This is a genomic window from Pseudomonas sp. PD9R, from assembly GCF_019200975.1.
Taxonomy (GTDB): Bacteria; Pseudomonadota; Gammaproteobacteria; order Pseudomonadales; family Pseudomonadaceae; genus Aquipseudomonas.
Genome location: NZ_JAHTMR010000005.1, coordinates 177,654 through 192,500 on the forward strand (window position 1 = coordinate 177,654; position 14,847 = coordinate 192,500).

Consider the following 14,847-nt stretch of genomic DNA (forward strand, 5'->3'; position numbering starts at 1 on the left):
GGTCTGGGTTATAACGCCTCTGACCGCTTTAGCTTCTCGCTCGTTCCTGAGCTTGGGTAGAATTGATTCTTTTCCCCGTTGAAGGAAGGCCAATGGCTCAGTCCTACAGTGCTCGCAGTCGCGCGATCGAACCTTTCCATGTCATGGCGTTGCTGGCGCGGGCCAATGAATTGCAGGCGGCCGGCCACGACGTGATCCACCTGGAAATCGGCGAGCCGGACTTTACCACCGCCGAACCGATCATCCGGGCCGGCCAGGCCGCACTGACAGCAGGGAAAACCCGTTATACCGCCGCGCGCGGTATTCCAGAACTGCGTGAGGCCATTTCAGGCTTTTATCAGCAACGTTATGGTTTGAACATTGACCCACAGCGCATCCTCATCACGCCGGGCGGTTCTGGCGCGTTGCTGCTTGCCAGCGCTTTGCTGGTGGATCCGGGCAAGCACTGGCTGCTGGCGGATCCGGGTTATCCGTGCAACCGGCATTTTCTGCGTCTGGTGGAAGGGGCCGCGCAGCTTGTGCCTGTCGGTCCGGACGTACGGTATCAACTGACGCCTGATCTGGTTGAGCGTCATTGGGATCACGACAGTGTTGGCGCGCTGGTGGCGTCCCCCGCCAACCCGACCGGGACAATTCTGACCCGCGACGAACTGGCGGGGTTGTCTACCGCAATCAAGCAGCGCCACGGCCATTTGGTGGTGGACGAGATCTATCATGGCCTGACCTATGGCACTGATGCCGCCAGCGTGCTGGAAGTCGATGACAGCGCCTTTGTGCTGAACAGTTTTTCCAAATATTTCGGCATGACCGGCTGGCGACTCGGCTGGCTGGTAGCGCCCGATGCAGCGGTTGGTGATCTGGAAAAACTCGCGCAGAACCTCTACATCAGTGCGCCGAGCATGGCCCAGCATGCTGCCCTGGCATGCTTCGAGCCAGATACGATCGCCATTCTGGAGGAGCGCCGCGCCGAATTCGGTCGGCGGCGGGATTTCCTTTTGCCCGCCCTGCGCGAATTGGGCTTTGGGATCGCCGTGGAGCCTGAAGGGGCGTTTTACTTGTATGCGGATATCAGCAGTTTCGGCGGTGATGCCTTCGCGTTCTGCCGACATTTCCTCGAAACCGAGCACGTTGCGATTACTCCAGGGCTGGATTTCGGGCGCTATCAGGCTGGGCATCATGTTCGGTTTGCCTATACCCAGAGCCTCGAACGCCTTCAGGAAGCGGTAGAGCGAATCGGTCGCGGTCTACGGAGTTGGCAAGGCTGATGCGTTTTCATCCCCCACTGGAAGAAGGTCGCCTGATTCGTCGTTACAAGCGTTTTCTCGCCGATATCGAAACCGTTAGCGGCGAGTTACTCACCATTCATTGCCCCAATACCGGCTCGATGCTCAATTGCCAGGTGGAAGGCGGCCAGGTCTGGTTCAGTCGCTCCAATGACCCCAAGCGTAAGTTGCCAGGCACTTGGGAAATTGGCGAAACCCCGCACGGACGGCAGTTTTGTGTGAATACCGGCCGGGCCAACGGTTTGATCGAAGAAGCACTACTTGCCGGATTCATCACCGAGCTGAACGGTTTCACTGGGCTGAAACGCGAAGTCGCTTACGGCCAGGAAAACAGCCGCGTCGATTTTCGCCTCGATTACCCCGATGGCCCGGCTTATGTTGAGGTCAAAAGTGTCACTTTGGGGTTCGAAGGTTCATCGGTCGCAGCGTTTCCCGATGCCGTGACGCAGCGGGGGGCCAAGCATTTGCGTGAACTGGCCCATTTGGCTCGGGACGGAATCCGTGCAGTGCAGTTGTACTGCGTGAACTTGACGGGTATCGACGCCGTACGGCCTGCCGAAGAAATTGATTCGGCCTATGCCGAGGCGTTGCGCGAAGCGGTGGCGTGCGGCGTCGAAGTGCTGGCCTACGGCGTGCGCCTGAGCCATGAAGAGATGGTGGTGGATCGTCGGCTGGGCGTGTTGCTCGGCAACTAAATACGGACCCAGATTCCTTGTGCGTCCTCGCGACAATCAATGCGGGTCAGCGATTGGCCTGCACATGGGCCGGCTACGCATTCACCATCCTCGATGAGAAACAGGGCACCGTGAGTGGCGCACTGGATGAGGCTGTTGCTAGGGTCGAGAAACTGGTCAGGGGTCCATTCCAGCCCGACGCCACGGTGCGGGCAGCGATTGACATAAACGTACACCAGCCCGTCTCGGCGCACGGCAAACAACTTTTGCCCATTGACCTCAAATCCGCGGCTGCTGGCGTCGGCCAGCTCAATGCCGGCACACAGAAATTTCATGGTTATCCTCAGGTCACACGGCTCGTGAGCACAGGCGCGCGAGCTTGGTGTTCATGCGCATGCAGTGATCAAACGGCGGAGATGCCGATTGAGTACGGCTGCAGGATGCCTAGGATACGTGACCTGTTTAATCGCCGCCCGGTCGACTTTTCAGCGGGCAAAAAAAGACCCGGCAAGAGCCGGGTCAAATAACCGTGATTAGCCTGATGAGGAGATAATCTGAGAGTCCGAACCAAGGGCTTTTCAGAAAATCCACTAGTCTCGCGACCAGTTGTGATAATCATAGCGATTCTCATTACCAAGTCAACAGATGATTTTTGATTTGTTGGGGTCGTGTCGCTCTCCCACTGCAAGTCCTTGTAATCATTGAGGCTTGCTTGTCGTTTTCAGTGCGCTCAGTTGGATGATTTGCTTGTTCAGTAGGTCGATGCGCCTGGCCATGCTCTCGATCAAGCTGCTGGCGATCTTTGGATTACTTTGGGCCAGGCCCAGAAACTGATCCTTGGGAATGCGCATGATGGTGCTTGGCTCGCGAGTGATGACGCTGGCGTTGCGTTTCTCACCGGTGAACACGGCCATGGCGCCGAAGATTTCGTCCTTGGGTACATCGCCGACTTTCAGTCCGTCGACAAACGCTTCGGCGTGACCATCGATAATGACAAAGACATGGTCCGCTTCATCGCCTTGCTGGATGAGCACTTCGCCACTGGCGACGCGCTGGAAGCCGTTGGTGCTTCGAAACTCCGGTTGCTTGAGGCGCGCCACGGCGTCGGACAGCAAGGCGGTCTGGCCTGCCATGTATTGCAGGAACAACTCCGAACGCTGCGGGTTGGCGTAGATATGTTGGAAAACCGCAGATCGCAGGTAGGGTATCAACGCCAGCGGGTTGTCACTGCGCAAGCGGCAACGCGGCAATTCCATGTCCTGGCGCAACCCGATCAGATCGCCTTCGTGCAGATAAAACAGGGCACGATTCTCGATGCATCCATGCAGCAGCCCATTTTCCAGGATGAACAGTTGATCGTCGGGTAATGCGGCGGTGAGGTCGTCGACGGCGGAGAACTCGATGGATGGGCCGCAAGGTGCCAAACCCTCCAGCAGCCTGCCAGGAATATTTTGCAGTCTATTGATCAGTGCGTCGGCGTAGGCCGGTTGTTCCCCAAGTAAATACATGGCGAGCGGTACTCGTTCAATTCTTGTGGCGTGACGAGATAGCTTCCAGCTGTTTGTTCAGGGCTTCCTTGCGTTCGGCGGGAATGTCATTCCAGTGCACATCCATCAGAGCGCCTTCGATTGCATACAACAACACCTTGGACGCCCGAAACCCGCGCGTACGCACGGCCCGATAAGCGTCCACCGCCCCCAGGCGACGCAAGTCCGAAGCGCTGTGGATGCCCACGGCATGCAGCCACTGCGCTGACGTCTTGCCAAGATTTTTCAGGTGTTGCAGTTCATCATTCATCAAGCCTCCTTGCGATGGCCGAATGGTGCGTGGGCAAGCTTCTGAGGAGTGTAGCCATCAGTAGGAAAAGCGTGATTGTTTGGTCGTTTTGGACGCAAAAGCTTCTAAGAAGCAGATGTCTGGAGAGAAGGGAAATATCTGCGAGCGCAGTAGAGGAAGGCAACGCAATCACTGTGGGAGCGAGCTTGCTCGCGAAGACGTAGTGTCAATCGACATCAATGTTGAATGTCACACGACCTTCGCGAGCAAGCTCGCTCCCACAGGGATTGCGTCGTAACCGGGAAGTGTTGCGGATTTTAGCGGGTGCGATAACGCAGGCGTGTACCGAAATTCATCGACATCAGAATTTCGTCAGCGCTCAGTTCTACAGGAAAGTAGGCGCCGGAGATCTGCGCGTGGGCCAGACTCGCGCCTTCGAGCGAGGCGTTACGAAAGTCGATGCCACGTAAATCGGCGGAGCGGAAATAAGCATCGCTGAAGTCGACACCATCAGCATTCAACTCACGAAGATCCAGGCCGCGAAAGTCGCCACCGACCATGTCGATAGGTCCGTCCTTGGGGCGTTCTTTGTTGAAACCTGTGATGTCGTCTTTGTGCAATAAGGCATAAAGCGGCGTATCGAGAAGTTTCGGCTGGTTCATGTCACATCACCTGTTGGTTTTATGACGCCAGTATAGTGCCACTATTTGACAGCCGTGAAGCCGGCGAAGGCTTCACGACTGAAATACTTTTTACAGTCCTGGCAGGCGTTGACGAATCTGCGCGACAACGGTGTCGAGGGTTCCGCTTTCATTGGTCTGGACGCGTTTGCTGCACAGAATTTCCGCGGGTGTCAGGGCTTCACGACTGGCTTGCTGGGCTTCGATAACCGCCAGGGTGGCGTCGGATGGATCGTTTTTGTCTGCTTGACGCAAGGCCAGCCAGCTTTCGATCACAGCCTGCGGTGCGTTGCAATCGAGGATCAGGAAGGGCGTGCCGGTCGCTTCGGCAATTTTTGCCGCGCTATCACGCTGGTCGCGTTTGAGGTAAGTGGCATCAATCACTACCGGGAACCCTGCATGCAGGATCACGGCAGCAACCTCATGCAGGCGATCGTAGGTCGCGGAACTGGCATCGGCACTATATATACCGGCCTGCACGTCGTTCTGAACGGTTTGCTCGCCGAACAGGCGTTTGCGTTCCACATCGGAGCGCAGTCGAATGGCCCCCAACGCTTCCACCAGGCGCATTGCTACGTGGCTTTTGCCAACGGCGGAAACACCGTGGGTGATAGCCATGAAGCGCGAAGGAATGGTGCTGTAGCTTTCCGCCAGGTTGGCGTAAGTCCGGTACTGGCGCAGGGAGGTTGCGCGCTGCACCGGATTGGCGTCGGCCGGCATGGTGAACAAGGTGACTTTGGCGCGAACCAGGGCGCGGTAGGCTTTATAGAAGTTCAGCAGTTCCAGGCCCTGGTAATCGCCGGTCAGCTCCAGGTATTGGCTGATGAAGCGGCGTGCCAGGGACTTCAGGCCACGGTCTTCCAGGTCCATCGCCAGGAACGCGGTGTCGGCATATACATCAGTGAAGCGGAAGGGTTCGTTGAATTCGATGCAGTCGAAGATCACGACATTGCCGTCGATCAGCGTGATGTTGCCCAAATGGATGTCGCCGTGGCATTCGCGGATGAAACCGTCAGCCTTGCGCTGCATTAATAGTGGCTTGAGGCGCTCAAAGCTGCTCTCGGCCCAGGCTTGCAGAGCGTCCAGTTGCAGCAGGTCGGCCTTGTCGCTGAGGAACGGGCGGATTTGATCGAAATTTTGCAGCACGGGAGCCATGACGCTGTCCGGCGTGCCGGCTTCATGTTCGGCCGAGACTTTCGGTGCGTTGAGGTGGAACCGGGCGATTTGTTCTGCCATCGCGTCGACGTGGGCGGTGGTCAATTCGCCATTGGCTTGCAGCGTGCTGAGCAACTGGCTTTGTGGGAACTGACGCATCTTCAGGGCGTATTCGACAACCGGGCCATCGCCACCAAATTGTGGGGCTTCGGCACTGCCGGTAATTGGCAACACTTCGAGGTAAAGATCCTGGGTCAGGCGCTGATTCAGGCGCAGCTCTTCGCCGGTGAAATGCTCGCGAGCCTCAAGGCTGGTGAAGTCGAGGAAGCCGAAGTTCACCGGCTTCTTCACTTTATAAGCGTAGGGGCCGGTCAGCAGCACCCAGGAAATATGGGTTTCGATGAGCTGGAAAGCCTCTACTGGATGCGGATAGAGGGCCGGGTTTTGCAGGGCGGCGATCAGGGACTGGCTCACAGGCGATCCTTCAGAGTCTGGAAAAATTCAGGCCGCCATTATGGCGGCTAGCCAGCCTAACGCAAACTCGGCGGGCTCCTGTTGAGTATGAATAAAGTGCGTATAATCCGCCGCCATGACTCGTACCCGATCTCCCCGTACCCCAAAAAAACCACCCTCCAAAGGCTTGCGGCCTTGGCTGGGCTGGGCCCTTAAACTCAGCCTCGTCGGCCTTGTGGTGCTGGCAGGGTTCGCGGTTTACCTCGATGCCATCGTGCAGGAGAAGTTCTCCGGCAAGCGCTGGACCATTCCGGCCAAGGTTTACGCGCGTCCGCTCGAGCTGTTCGTCGGACAAAAGCTCAGCCGGGATGACTTTCTGACCGAGCTGGATGCCTTGGGTTATCGCCGTGAAGGCGTGGCCAACGGTCCGGGCGCGGCGTCGGTCAACGGCAATACCGTTGATCTGAATACCCGCGGCTTCCAGTTCTATGAAGGGATGGAACAGGCTCAGCCGGTGCGCGTGCGGTTCTCCGGTGACTACGTCGCGGAACTGTCGGCGACCAATGGTACGAAACTGTCGGTGGTGCGTCTGGAACCGCTGCTGATCGGTGGCCTTTACCCGAAAAACCTCGAAGACCGGATTCTGATCAAGATCGATCAGGTGCCGCCGTATTTGCTCGATACCTTGGTGGCCGTCGAGGATCGCGATTTTTATCATCACTTTGGCGTCTCGCCGAAGTCGATTGCTCGGGCAATCTGGGTCAACGGCTCGTCGGGCCGGATGCGTCAGGGTGGCAGTACGCTGACTCAGCAGTTGGTCAAAAACTTCTACCTGACCAACGAGCGCAGCCTGAGCCGCAAGCTGACCGAAGCGATGATGGCGCTGCTGCTTGAACTGCATTACGACAAGCGTGAAATCCTTGAGGCGTACCTCAACGAGGTGTTTATCGGTCAGGACGGTCAGCGTGCGGTGCACGGTTTCGGTCTGGCCAGCCAGTTCTTCTTCAGTCAACCGCTGTCCGAGCTGAAGCTGCATCAAGTCGCGCTGTTGGTGGGTATGGTCAAAGGGCCGTCCTCCTATAACCCGCGCCGTTACCCAGAGCGTGCTCTGGAGCGACGTAACCTGGTGCTTGATGTGTTGCAAGAACAGGGCGTTGCCACGGCTGAACAGGTCGAAGCCGCGAAGAAAATGCCATTGGGCGTGACCAAGCGCGGCAGTCTGGCGGACAGCTCGTTCCCTGGTTTCCTCGATCTGGTCAAGCGTCAACTGCGCGAAGACTATCGCGACGAAGACCTGACCGAAGAAGGCCTGCGCATCTTCACCAGCTTCGACCCTATCCTGCAGATGAAGGCCGAAGCGTCAGTCAACGACACCTTCAAGCGTCTGTCTGGACGCAAAGGCTCCGATGACGTTGAAGCGGCCATGGTCGTAACCAACCCGGAAACCGGTGAAGTGCAGGCCATGATTGGTAGCCGCCAGGCCAGTTTTGCCGGTTTCAACCGTGCGCTGGATGCTGTGCGACCGATCGGTTCGTTGATCAAGCCGGCGGTTTATCTGACAGCGCTTGAGAAGCCAAGCCAGTACACATTGACCAGTTGGCTGTCAGACGAATCCTTCTCGGTCAAGGGTGCTGACGGTCAGGTCTGGAAACCACAGAACTATGATCGTCGCTCCCATGGCACGGTCTTCCTTTATCAGGGGTTGGCGCATTCCTACAACCTGTCGACCGCACGCCTCGGCTTGGCGGTGGGCGTACCGAATGTGCTGAAGACGCTGGGGCGTTTGGGTGTCAGCCGCGAGTTCCCGGCATTCCCGTCGATGCTGCTGGGTGCGGGTGGCATGACCCCGATTGAAGTCGCAACCATGTACCAGACACTCGCCAATGGTGGTTTCAACACGCCGATGCGCGGGATTCGCAGCGTGCTGACGGCCGAAGGCGAACCGCTCAAGCGTTATCCTTTCCAGATTCAGCAGCGTTTCGACCCTGCGTCTATTTATCTGATCCAGAGCGCCATGCAGCGAGTCATGCGTGAAGGCACCGGCAGCTCGGTTTATAACGTGCTACCGAAAACCTTGACCCTGGCCGGCAAAACCGGCACCAGTAACGACTCTCGGGACAGCTGGTTCGCCGGTTTCAGCCAGGATTTGCTAGCGGTGGTTTGGCTGGGGCGCGATGACAACGGCAAGACACCGTTCACGGGCGCTACCGGTGCCTTGCAGGTCTGGACAAGCTTCATGCGTAAGGCTGACCCGCTACCGCTGGACATGCCGCAGCCGGATAACATCGTTCAGGCCTGGGTCGATTCGCGCACCGGACAAGGCTCTGATGCCAACTGCCCAGGTGCGGTGCAGATGCCGTATATTCGCGGCAGCGAACCGCCTCCCGGCGCCGCTTGTGGTGGCGAAAGCCCTGCTTCCGGCGAAACGGTGATGGATTGGGTCAAAGGCTGGATGAATTAAGCAAAGAGGGTTTCAAGTGAACAAGTGGTTGATTCCAGTGATTACCGCCGTGGCGTTGCTCAGCGGTTGTTCCACCGTACAGCGCGGTTCGATTCCGGTTGTGGATTCCGGCACCGGCGTGTCGAACAGTGAACGGGTTTCGGCGAATGGCGGTTTCCGTCAGACGACGGTAAAGCGTCCTGCACAAGCCCAGGCGCAGGAAATTCCGCAAGGTGATTCCGGTGTAGTCGTGATGGTGCCAGGGGGTGGCGCAACAACGTCGACGCCGATCAGCACTACACCGATTACTCCTGGCCCGATCACGCCGGGGCCGATTGATACCGCTCCGGTTCAGTCCGCGCCGATCGATCAGGGCAGCTACAGCATGCCGTCGACGCCGAGCGGGATTCCGTCGGCCAGCGCCGGCGGCCTGTCCGCCGACGAGCAACTGGACGGCCCGGTACTGGCTCTGTTGACCACTGCTCAGCAGCAACAGTCCAGTGGCGATCTCAACGGCGCCTCTTCCAGCCTTGAGCGCGCGCAACGTGTTGCGCCGCGGGAGCCGCAAGTGCTTTATCGCCTGGCGCAAGTGCGCATGGCTCAAGGCGATGCGCCGCAAGCCGAGCAATTCGCTCGCCGTGGCCTGACCTTCGCCAACGGTCGTCCGGCACTTCAGGCCAGTCTGTGGGAATTGATCGCTCAGGCGCGTGAGAAGCAGGGTGATTCTGCCGGCGCGGCACTCGCGCGTCAGAAGGCCAAGGTAACGTCGTGATGGACCCACGTTTTTCGAAGATCGCCGATCAATTGCTACTGATCGAGCGTGAATTGCGGATCCAGGGTTGGTGGGACGATGTCACGCCAAGCGCTGAAGCGCTTTCGAGTGTCGAACCCTTTTCCGTCGATACGCTGGATTTCGAGCAATGGCTGCAATGGATCTTCCTGCCTCGCATGAAAGCGATTCTGGAGCAGGATCTGCCGTTACCCAATGCCTCGGGAATTCAGGAGATGGCCGAAATGGTCTTCGCCGGCCGTAATGTTCAGGGCAAGGATCGACAGTTGCAGGTACTGCTCAAAGATTTCGACTTACTGATCACCGCCGCCCGCTGAGCCCAATCTTTTGCAGGAGCTGTTGTAGGAGCTGTCGAGTGAAACGAGGCTGCGATCTTTTGATTTTGTTCTTTATAAAGATCGCAGCCTCGTTTCACTCGACAGCTCCTACAGGTGTTTACTGGCAATTATCCGCGATCTGTTTCTGCGTTTCGCTGATGCGCTCTTGCCGTTGAGTGTCATCCAGGCGACGCATTTCTCCGTCCACTTCCTCTCTTAGCCGCGGGTTGTTCTGTAACTGCGCCAGATTCGTTCGTGCCTGTTCACAAAACACTTTCAATTGTTCTTGCTGCTCGGCGACCTGCTTTTTGACAGTGTTGTCGATGGTCTGTTGATCACCAATCGTGCGGCCGCTCGTGGGTGTGGCCGGTTTGGCAGGTGGGGAGGGCGTCACGATGGTGTTGGCTTGCTGGCCTGGCGGCGGCTGTGCATCGAAATGGGTAACGCCTTGGGCATCGACCCATTTGTAAATTTGAGCAGCCATGCTCAAGGGACTCAGACCAAGCAGCAGTCCGGCGGTCAGGAAAAACGTTCGCATGCCATTTCCTTGTCTCTGGTTGCGCAATTGAAGCTAACACACATGCACTTTCGCGGTTTTTTCTTGCTTTCTCATGTGCTTAGTTCAATAAAGCACATAGACGACTTGACTTGCAGGGGACGAAACAGAAGAATCCAAAGTCCGCTGTAGAGGGACTGCCAGAAGCAGGCCCACTCGGCAGATCATGAGGCGCACACCCGCGCCGACCTGTTACACCCGCAACGCGTTACCTCGCGCTGGGTGGGAAAGCCCCGCAACACTTGGGACGATCCCAATACTTGCTCAGTCAGTGCTGACGTAGTCGGCGACCACCGTCGCTCATGCTCTGCTGAGAAGTAAACCTATTAAGACCCGTCCCATTTTTCGTGGGCGGTATTCTGGCGTTTTAGAGGTGGACAACGTGGAGCTTTTATCTGGCGGTGAAATGATCGTCCGCTTTTTGCGTGACGAAGGCGTCAAGTATATCTATGGGTACCCGGGCGGTGCCGCACTGCATATCTACGATGCGCTGTTTAAAGAGCCGACTGTTCAACATATTCTTGTCCGTCATGAGCAGGCAGCCACTCACATGGCTGACGGCTACGCGCGTGCCACCGGCAAGGCCGGTGTCGTACTGGTGACCTCCGGTCCCGGCGCGACCAACGTCATTACCGGTATCGCCACGGCGTACATGGACTCGATCCCGATGGTGGTCCTGACCGCTCAGGTGCCTAGCACCATGGTCGGTACCGATGCCTTCCAGGAAACCGACATGATCGGTATCTCCCGGCCGATCGTGAAACACAGCTTCATGATCAAGCATCCGTCGGAAATCCCGGAAGTCATGAAGAAGGCGTTCTACCTGGCGCAATCCGGTCGTCCTGGCCCGGTCGTGGTCGACATCCCGAAAGACATGACCAACCCGGCCGAGAAGTTCGAATACATCTTCCCGAAAAAAGCCAAGCTGCGCTCCTACAGCCCGGCGGTTCGTGGTCATTCCGGCCAGATCCGCAAAGCCGTGGAAATGCTGTTGGCGGCCAAACGGCCGATCATCTATGCCGGCGGCGGCGTCATCATGGGTAACGGCTCCGCGCCGTTGACCGAACTGGCTCAACTGCTGAATGCGCCAGTGACTAATACCCTGATGGGCCTTGGCGCTTATCCGGGTAACGACCGCCAGTTCCTCGGCATGCTCGGTATGCACGGCAGCTACACCGCCAACCTGGCGATGCACCATGCTGATGTGATCCTCGCTGTCGGCGCGCGTTTCGATGATCGTGTGATCAACGGCCCGGCAAAGTTTTGCCCGAATGCCAAGATCATTCATATCGACATCGACCCGGCTTCGATCTCCAAAACCATCAAGGCTGACGTTCCTATCGTAGGTCCGGTGGAAAGCGTATTGACCGAAATGGTCGCTACCTTCAAGGAAATCGGCGAGACCCCCAACAAGGAAGCGGTCGCTACCTGGTGGAAGCAAGTTGAAGAGTGGCGTGGTGATCGCGACATGTTCCCTTACAACAAGGGTGACGGCAGCATCATCAAACCGCAGACCGTTATCGAGACACTCAGCGAAGTGACTCATGGCGATGCGTATGTGTCCTCCGACGTCGGCCAACATCAGATGTATGCGGCGCAGTACTACCGCTTCAATAAGCCGAATCGCTGGATCAACTCCGGTGGCTTGGGCACGATGGGCTTCGGCTTGCCTGCGGCGATGGGCGTGAAGCTGAACTTCCCGGAAGCCGATGTCGCCTGTGTGACGGGTGAAGGCAGTATCCAGATGAACATCCAGGAGCTGTCGACCTGCCTGCAGCATGGCTTGCCGCTGAAGATCATCCTGCTCAACAACGGCGTGCTCGGCATGGTCCGTCAATGGCAGGACATGAGCTACGGCGCACGTCATTCGCATTCCTACATGGAATCGTTGCCCGACTTCGTCAAATTGGCCGAAGCCTACGGTCATGTCGGCATGCGCATCACCGACTTGAAGGATTTGAAGCCGATGATGGAGGAAGCGTTCGCCATGAAGGATCGCCTGGTGTTCCTTGATATCAAGGTCGATGCCAACGAGCACGTTTACCCGATGCAGATCAAAGACGGCTCCATGCGCGATATGTGGCTGAGCAAGACGGAGCGTACTTAATCATGCGGCACATTATTTCCTTGCTTCTGGAAAACGAACCCGGCGCTTTGTCCCGTGTAGTCGGCCTGTTCTCGCAGCGCAACTACAACATCGAAAGCCTGACCGTGGCGCCAACCGAAGACCCGACTCTGTCGCGTCTGACGCTGACCACCGTGGGTCACGATGAGGTCATCGAGCAGATCACCAAGAACCTGAACAAGCTGATCGAAGTGGTCAAATTGGTCGACCTGTCGGAAAGTGCTCACATCGAGCGTGAACTGATGCTGGTCAAGGTCAAGGCTACCGGCGCCCAGCGCGCCGAGATCAAACGCACCACCGATATTTACCGTGGACAGATCGTCGATGTCAGCGCCAGCGTGTATACCGTTCAATTGACCGGTACCAGCGACAAGCTCGACAGCTTCATTCAGTCCATCGGCACTGCGTCGATTCTGGAAACCGTCCGTAGCGGCGTGACCGGCATTGCTCGCGGCGACAAAGTACTCAGCATCTAAACCAAATTAGCGAATGGCCTGAACGGCCTGGATATATAGGGGAATTTCATGAAAGTTTATTACGAAAAAGACTGCGACCTGTCGATCATCCAGGGCAAGAAAGTTGCCATCATCGGTTACGGTTCCCAAGGCCACGCTCAAGCGTGCAACCTGAAAGACTCCGGCGTTGACGTTACCGTTGGCCTGCGTAAAGGTTCGGCCACTGTTGCCAAGGCCGAAGCTCACGGCTTGAAAGTGACCGACGTTGCTTCCGCTGTTGCAGCTGCCGACCTGGTCATGATTCTGACCCCGGACGAGTTCCAGTCCGCTCTGTACAAAAACGAAATCGAACCGAACATCAAGAAAGGCGCCACCCTGGCCTTCTCCCACGGTTTCGCGATCCACTACAACCAGGTTGTGCCGCGCGCTGACCTCGACGTGATCATGATCGCGCCGAAGGCTCCAGGCCACACCGTGCGTTCCGAGTTCGTGAAAGGCGGCGGTATCCCTGACCTGATCGCTATCTACCAGGACGCGTCGGGCAACGCTAAAAACGTTGCACTGTCCTACGCTGCTGGCGTTGGTGGCGGTCGTACCGGCATCATCGAAACCACCTTCAAGGACGAGACTGAAACCGACCTGTTCGGCGAACAAGCCGTTCTGTGCGGCGGTACCGTTGAACTGGTTAAAGCCGGTTTCGAAACTCTGGTTGAAGCTGGCTACGCGCCGGAAATGGCCTACTTCGAATGCCTGCACGAACTGAAGCTGATCGTTGACCTCATGTACGAAGGCGGTATCGCCAACATGAACTACTCGATCTCCAACAACGCCGAGTACGGCGAGTACGTTACGGGCCCGGAAGTTATCAACGCCGAGTCCCGTCAGGCCATGCGCAACGCCCTGAAACGTATTCAAGATGGCGAATACGCCAAGATGTTCATCAGTGAAGGCGCTACCGGCTATCCTTCGATGACCGCCAAGCGTCGTAACAACGCCGCTCACGGTATCGAAATCATCGGCGAGCAACTGCGCTCCATGATGCCGTGGATCGGTGCCAACAAGATCGTCGACAAAGCCAAAAACTAAGTCACGCACTTGTACGAAAAACGCGGCCTAGGCCGCGTTTTTTCGTTTGGCTGGCCGGTTCTGGTATAAAGCTGCATCGTTTGCGAAGCGAACCGTTGTCGCAGGCATCTGTCGAAACTTTCCACCCCGTTGCAAGGTATTGTCCATGAGCGAACGTCCCGAAGAGCCAAACAAGGCCTCTGACGCCGAAAGCCTGCTGCCCATCGATGAACATGTCGAAGAAGGGCATGATGCTGACGGCCGTAAAGTCCGGCATCGTGGTATCTATCTTCTGCCGAACCTGTTCACCACTGCGAACCTGTTCGCAGGGTTCTACTCCATCATCAACTCCATGAGTGCGCAGAGTGCCTTGAGTGCGGGTGATTCGATCGGGGCGAGCAAGTATTTTGCGTTCGCTGCCATCGCGATCTTTGTTGCCATGGTGCTCGACGGCCTCGACGGCCGTGTTGCCCGCATGACTAATACCCAGAGTGCCTTCGGTGCCGAGTACGACTCGCTGTCGGACATGGTTGCCTTCGGTGTGGCACCTGCATTGTTGGCATTCGGTTGGGCCTTGGGCGACATGGGCAAGGTTGGCTGGATGGTCGCCTTCATCTATGTGGCAGGTGCGGCGCTTCGTCTGGCGCGCTTCAATACCCAGGTCGGCACCGCCGACAAGCGTTACTTCATCGGTCTGGCCAGCCCGGCAGCTGCGGGTGTTGTAGCGGGGATCGTCTGGGCGTTCAGTGACTACGGCATCCAGGGTTCCAAGATGTCCTTCCTGGTTGCACTGATGGTCGCTGCGGCCGGCATGTTGATGGTCAGCAACATCAAGTACAACAGCTTCAAAGAGCTGGATCTGAAAGGGCGTGTGCCTTTCGTGGCGATCCTTGCCGTGGTGTTGGTGTTCGCCGTAGTGTTCAGTGATCCACCGCGTATTCTGCTGCTGGTTTTCCTTGCCTACGCAGCGTCTGGTCCGGTGCAATACTTGTTACATCTTCGTCGGCGCAAAACCGTCGAGTGATGTAATTTCCCTCATACTCCGCAGTCTGTTGGTGCATCTGTTCTCCAATGCTGC

General features: G+C 57.3%; 15 protein-coding genes. 9 read left to right on the forward strand and 6 right to left on the reverse strand.

Translation table 11 applies throughout. The features are described from left to right. Positions 1–92: 92 nt before the first annotated feature. The gene (locus KUF73_RS12765) at positions 93–1,265 is read left to right on the forward strand and encodes a pyridoxal phosphate-dependent aminotransferase (RefSeq protein ID WP_218438396.1); all 1,173 of its coding nucleotides are present in this window, start codon (positions 93–95) and stop codon (positions 1,263–1,265) included. Next, on the forward strand, positions 1,265–1,978 hold the full coding sequence (sfsA, locus tag KUF73_RS12770; RefSeq protein ID WP_218438397.1) for a DNA/RNA nuclease SfsA: 714 nt from the start codon (positions 1,265–1,267) through the stop codon (positions 1,976–1,978). Before KUF73_RS12765 ends, sfsA begins: the two co-directional genes overlap by 1 nt. On the opposite strand, the gene KUF73_RS12775 is transcribed toward sfsA, so the two are convergent. The 5 genes from KUF73_RS12775 to KUF73_RS12795 form a co-directional block, all read right to left on the reverse strand. Continuing rightward, the gene (locus KUF73_RS12775) at positions 1,975–2,292 is read right to left on the reverse strand and encodes a Rieske 2Fe-2S domain-containing protein (RefSeq protein WP_218438398.1); all 318 of its coding nucleotides are present in this window, start codon (positions 2,290–2,292) and stop codon (positions 1,975–1,977) included. The two genes, sfsA and KUF73_RS12775, sit on opposite strands and share 4 nt — an antisense overlap. 363 nt (positions 2,293–2,655) lie before the next feature. Continuing rightward, positions 2,656–3,465 (reverse strand): Crp/Fnr family transcriptional regulator, encoded by an 810-nt coding sequence (locus tag KUF73_RS12780; protein WP_218438399.1) that lies wholly within the window; start codon positions 3,463–3,465, stop codon positions 2,656–2,658. A 16-nt stretch (positions 3,466–3,481) separates the two neighbouring features. Beyond that, positions 3,482–3,754 (reverse strand): TfoX/Sxy family protein, encoded by a 273-nt coding sequence (locus KUF73_RS12785; RefSeq protein ID WP_007971093.1) that lies wholly within the window; start codon positions 3,752–3,754, stop codon positions 3,482–3,484. Positions 3,755–4,050: 296 nt separating this feature from the next. Then, positions 4,051–4,395 (reverse strand): pentapeptide repeat-containing protein, encoded by a 345-nt coding sequence (locus KUF73_RS12790; RefSeq protein ID WP_218438400.1) that lies wholly within the window; start codon positions 4,393–4,395, stop codon positions 4,051–4,053. Between the two features lie 90 nt (positions 4,396–4,485). Next, positions 4,486–6,042 carry a bifunctional aminoglycoside phosphotransferase/ATP-binding protein gene (locus KUF73_RS12795; RefSeq protein ID WP_218438401.1) on the reverse strand — a complete coding sequence of 519 codons (1,557 nt, stop codon included), beginning with the start codon at positions 6,040–6,042 and terminating at the stop codon, positions 4,486–4,488. A 115-nt stretch (positions 6,043–6,157) separates the two neighbouring features. Here KUF73_RS12795 and mrcB point away from each other — a divergent pair, with 115 nt between their 5' ends. From mrcB to KUF73_RS12810, 3 genes are read left to right on the forward strand one after another with little or no spacing between them, the layout of a single operon-like run. Beyond that, positions 6,158–8,482 (forward strand): penicillin-binding protein 1B, encoded by a 2,325-nt coding sequence (mrcB, locus tag KUF73_RS12800; protein WP_218438402.1) that lies wholly within the window; start codon positions 6,158–6,160, stop codon positions 8,480–8,482. Positions 8,483–8,498: 16 nt separating this feature from the next. Next, positions 8,499–9,233, forward strand: a complete 735-nt coding sequence (locus tag KUF73_RS12805; protein WP_218438403.1) for a M48 family metallopeptidase — start codon at positions 8,499–8,501, stop codon at positions 9,231–9,233. Continuing rightward, positions 9,233–9,568, forward strand: coding sequence for a YqcC family protein (locus KUF73_RS12810; RefSeq protein ID WP_218438404.1), 336 nt, complete (start codon positions 9,233–9,235; stop codon positions 9,566–9,568). The genes KUF73_RS12805 and KUF73_RS12810 overlap by 1 nt, the downstream gene beginning before the upstream one ends. A gap of 118 nt (positions 9,569–9,686) precedes the next feature. Here KUF73_RS12810 and KUF73_RS12815 read toward each other — a convergent pair whose 3' ends face one another. Then, positions 9,687–10,106 (reverse strand): DUF4124 domain-containing protein, encoded by a 420-nt coding sequence (locus KUF73_RS12815; protein ID WP_218438405.1) that lies wholly within the window; start codon positions 10,104–10,106, stop codon positions 9,687–9,689. Between the two features lie 400 nt (positions 10,107–10,506). Here KUF73_RS12815 and KUF73_RS12820 point away from each other — a divergent pair, with 400 nt between their 5' ends. From KUF73_RS12820 to pssA, 4 genes are all read left to right on the forward strand, one after another. Then, positions 10,507–12,231, forward strand: coding sequence for an acetolactate synthase 3 large subunit (locus KUF73_RS12820; RefSeq protein ID WP_218438406.1), 1,725 nt, complete (start codon positions 10,507–10,509; stop codon positions 12,229–12,231). 2 nt (positions 12,232–12,233) lie between these two features. After that, entirely contained in the window at positions 12,234–12,725 is a 492-nt protein-coding gene (gene ilvN, locus KUF73_RS12825) for an acetolactate synthase small subunit (RefSeq protein ID WP_003176102.1), read from the forward strand. 48 nt (positions 12,726–12,773) lie between these two features. Next, positions 12,774–13,790, forward strand: a complete 1,017-nt coding sequence (gene ilvC, locus KUF73_RS12830; RefSeq protein WP_007948647.1) for a ketol-acid reductoisomerase — start codon at positions 12,774–12,776, stop codon at positions 13,788–13,790. A 145-nt stretch (positions 13,791–13,935) separates the two neighbouring features. Then, positions 13,936–14,793 carry a CDP-diacylglycerol--serine O-phosphatidyltransferase gene (pssA, locus tag KUF73_RS12835; protein ID WP_218438407.1) on the forward strand — a complete coding sequence of 286 codons (858 nt, stop codon included), beginning with the start codon at positions 13,936–13,938 and terminating at the stop codon, positions 14,791–14,793. Positions 14,794–14,847 lie beyond the last annotated feature (54 nt).

Bases quoted from the DNA above. Each gene is read 5' to 3' on its own strand.
- KUF73_RS12765 (WP_218438396.1), top strand. From the start codon at position 93: ATGGCTCAGTCCTACAGTGCTCGCAGTCGCGCGATCGAACCTTTCCAT.
- sfsA (WP_218438397.1), top strand. From the start codon at position 1,265: ATGCGTTTTCATCCCCCACTGGAAGAAGGTCGCCTGATTCGTCGTTAC.
- KUF73_RS12775 (WP_218438398.1), bottom strand. From the start codon at position 2,292: ATGAAATTTCTGTGTGCCGGCATTGAGCTGGCCGACGCCAGCAGCCGC.
- KUF73_RS12780 (WP_218438399.1), bottom strand. From the start codon at position 3,465: ATGTATTTACTTGGGGAACAACCGGCCTACGCCGACGCACTGATCAAT.
- KUF73_RS12785 (WP_007971093.1), bottom strand. From the start codon at position 3,754: ATGAATGATGAACTGCAACACCTGAAAAATCTTGGCAAGACGTCAGCG.
- KUF73_RS12790 (WP_218438400.1), bottom strand. From the start codon at position 4,395: ATGAACCAGCCGAAACTTCTCGATACGCCGCTTTATGCCTTATTGCAC.
- mrcB (WP_218438402.1), top strand. From the start codon at position 6,158: ATGACTCGTACCCGATCTCCCCGTACCCCAAAAAAACCACCCTCCAAA.
- KUF73_RS12810 (WP_218438404.1), top strand. From the start codon at position 9,233: ATGGACCCACGTTTTTCGAAGATCGCCGATCAATTGCTACTGATCGAG.
- KUF73_RS12815 (WP_218438405.1), bottom strand. From the start codon at position 10,106: ATGCGAACGTTTTTCCTGACCGCCGGACTGCTGCTTGGTCTGAGTCCC.
- ilvN (WP_003176102.1), top strand. From the start codon at position 12,234: ATGCGGCACATTATTTCCTTGCTTCTGGAAAACGAACCCGGCGCTTTG.
- ilvC (WP_007948647.1), top strand. From the start codon at position 12,774: ATGAAAGTTTATTACGAAAAAGACTGCGACCTGTCGATCATCCAGGGC.
- pssA (WP_218438407.1), top strand. From the start codon at position 13,936: ATGAGCGAACGTCCCGAAGAGCCAAACAAGGCCTCTGACGCCGAAAGC.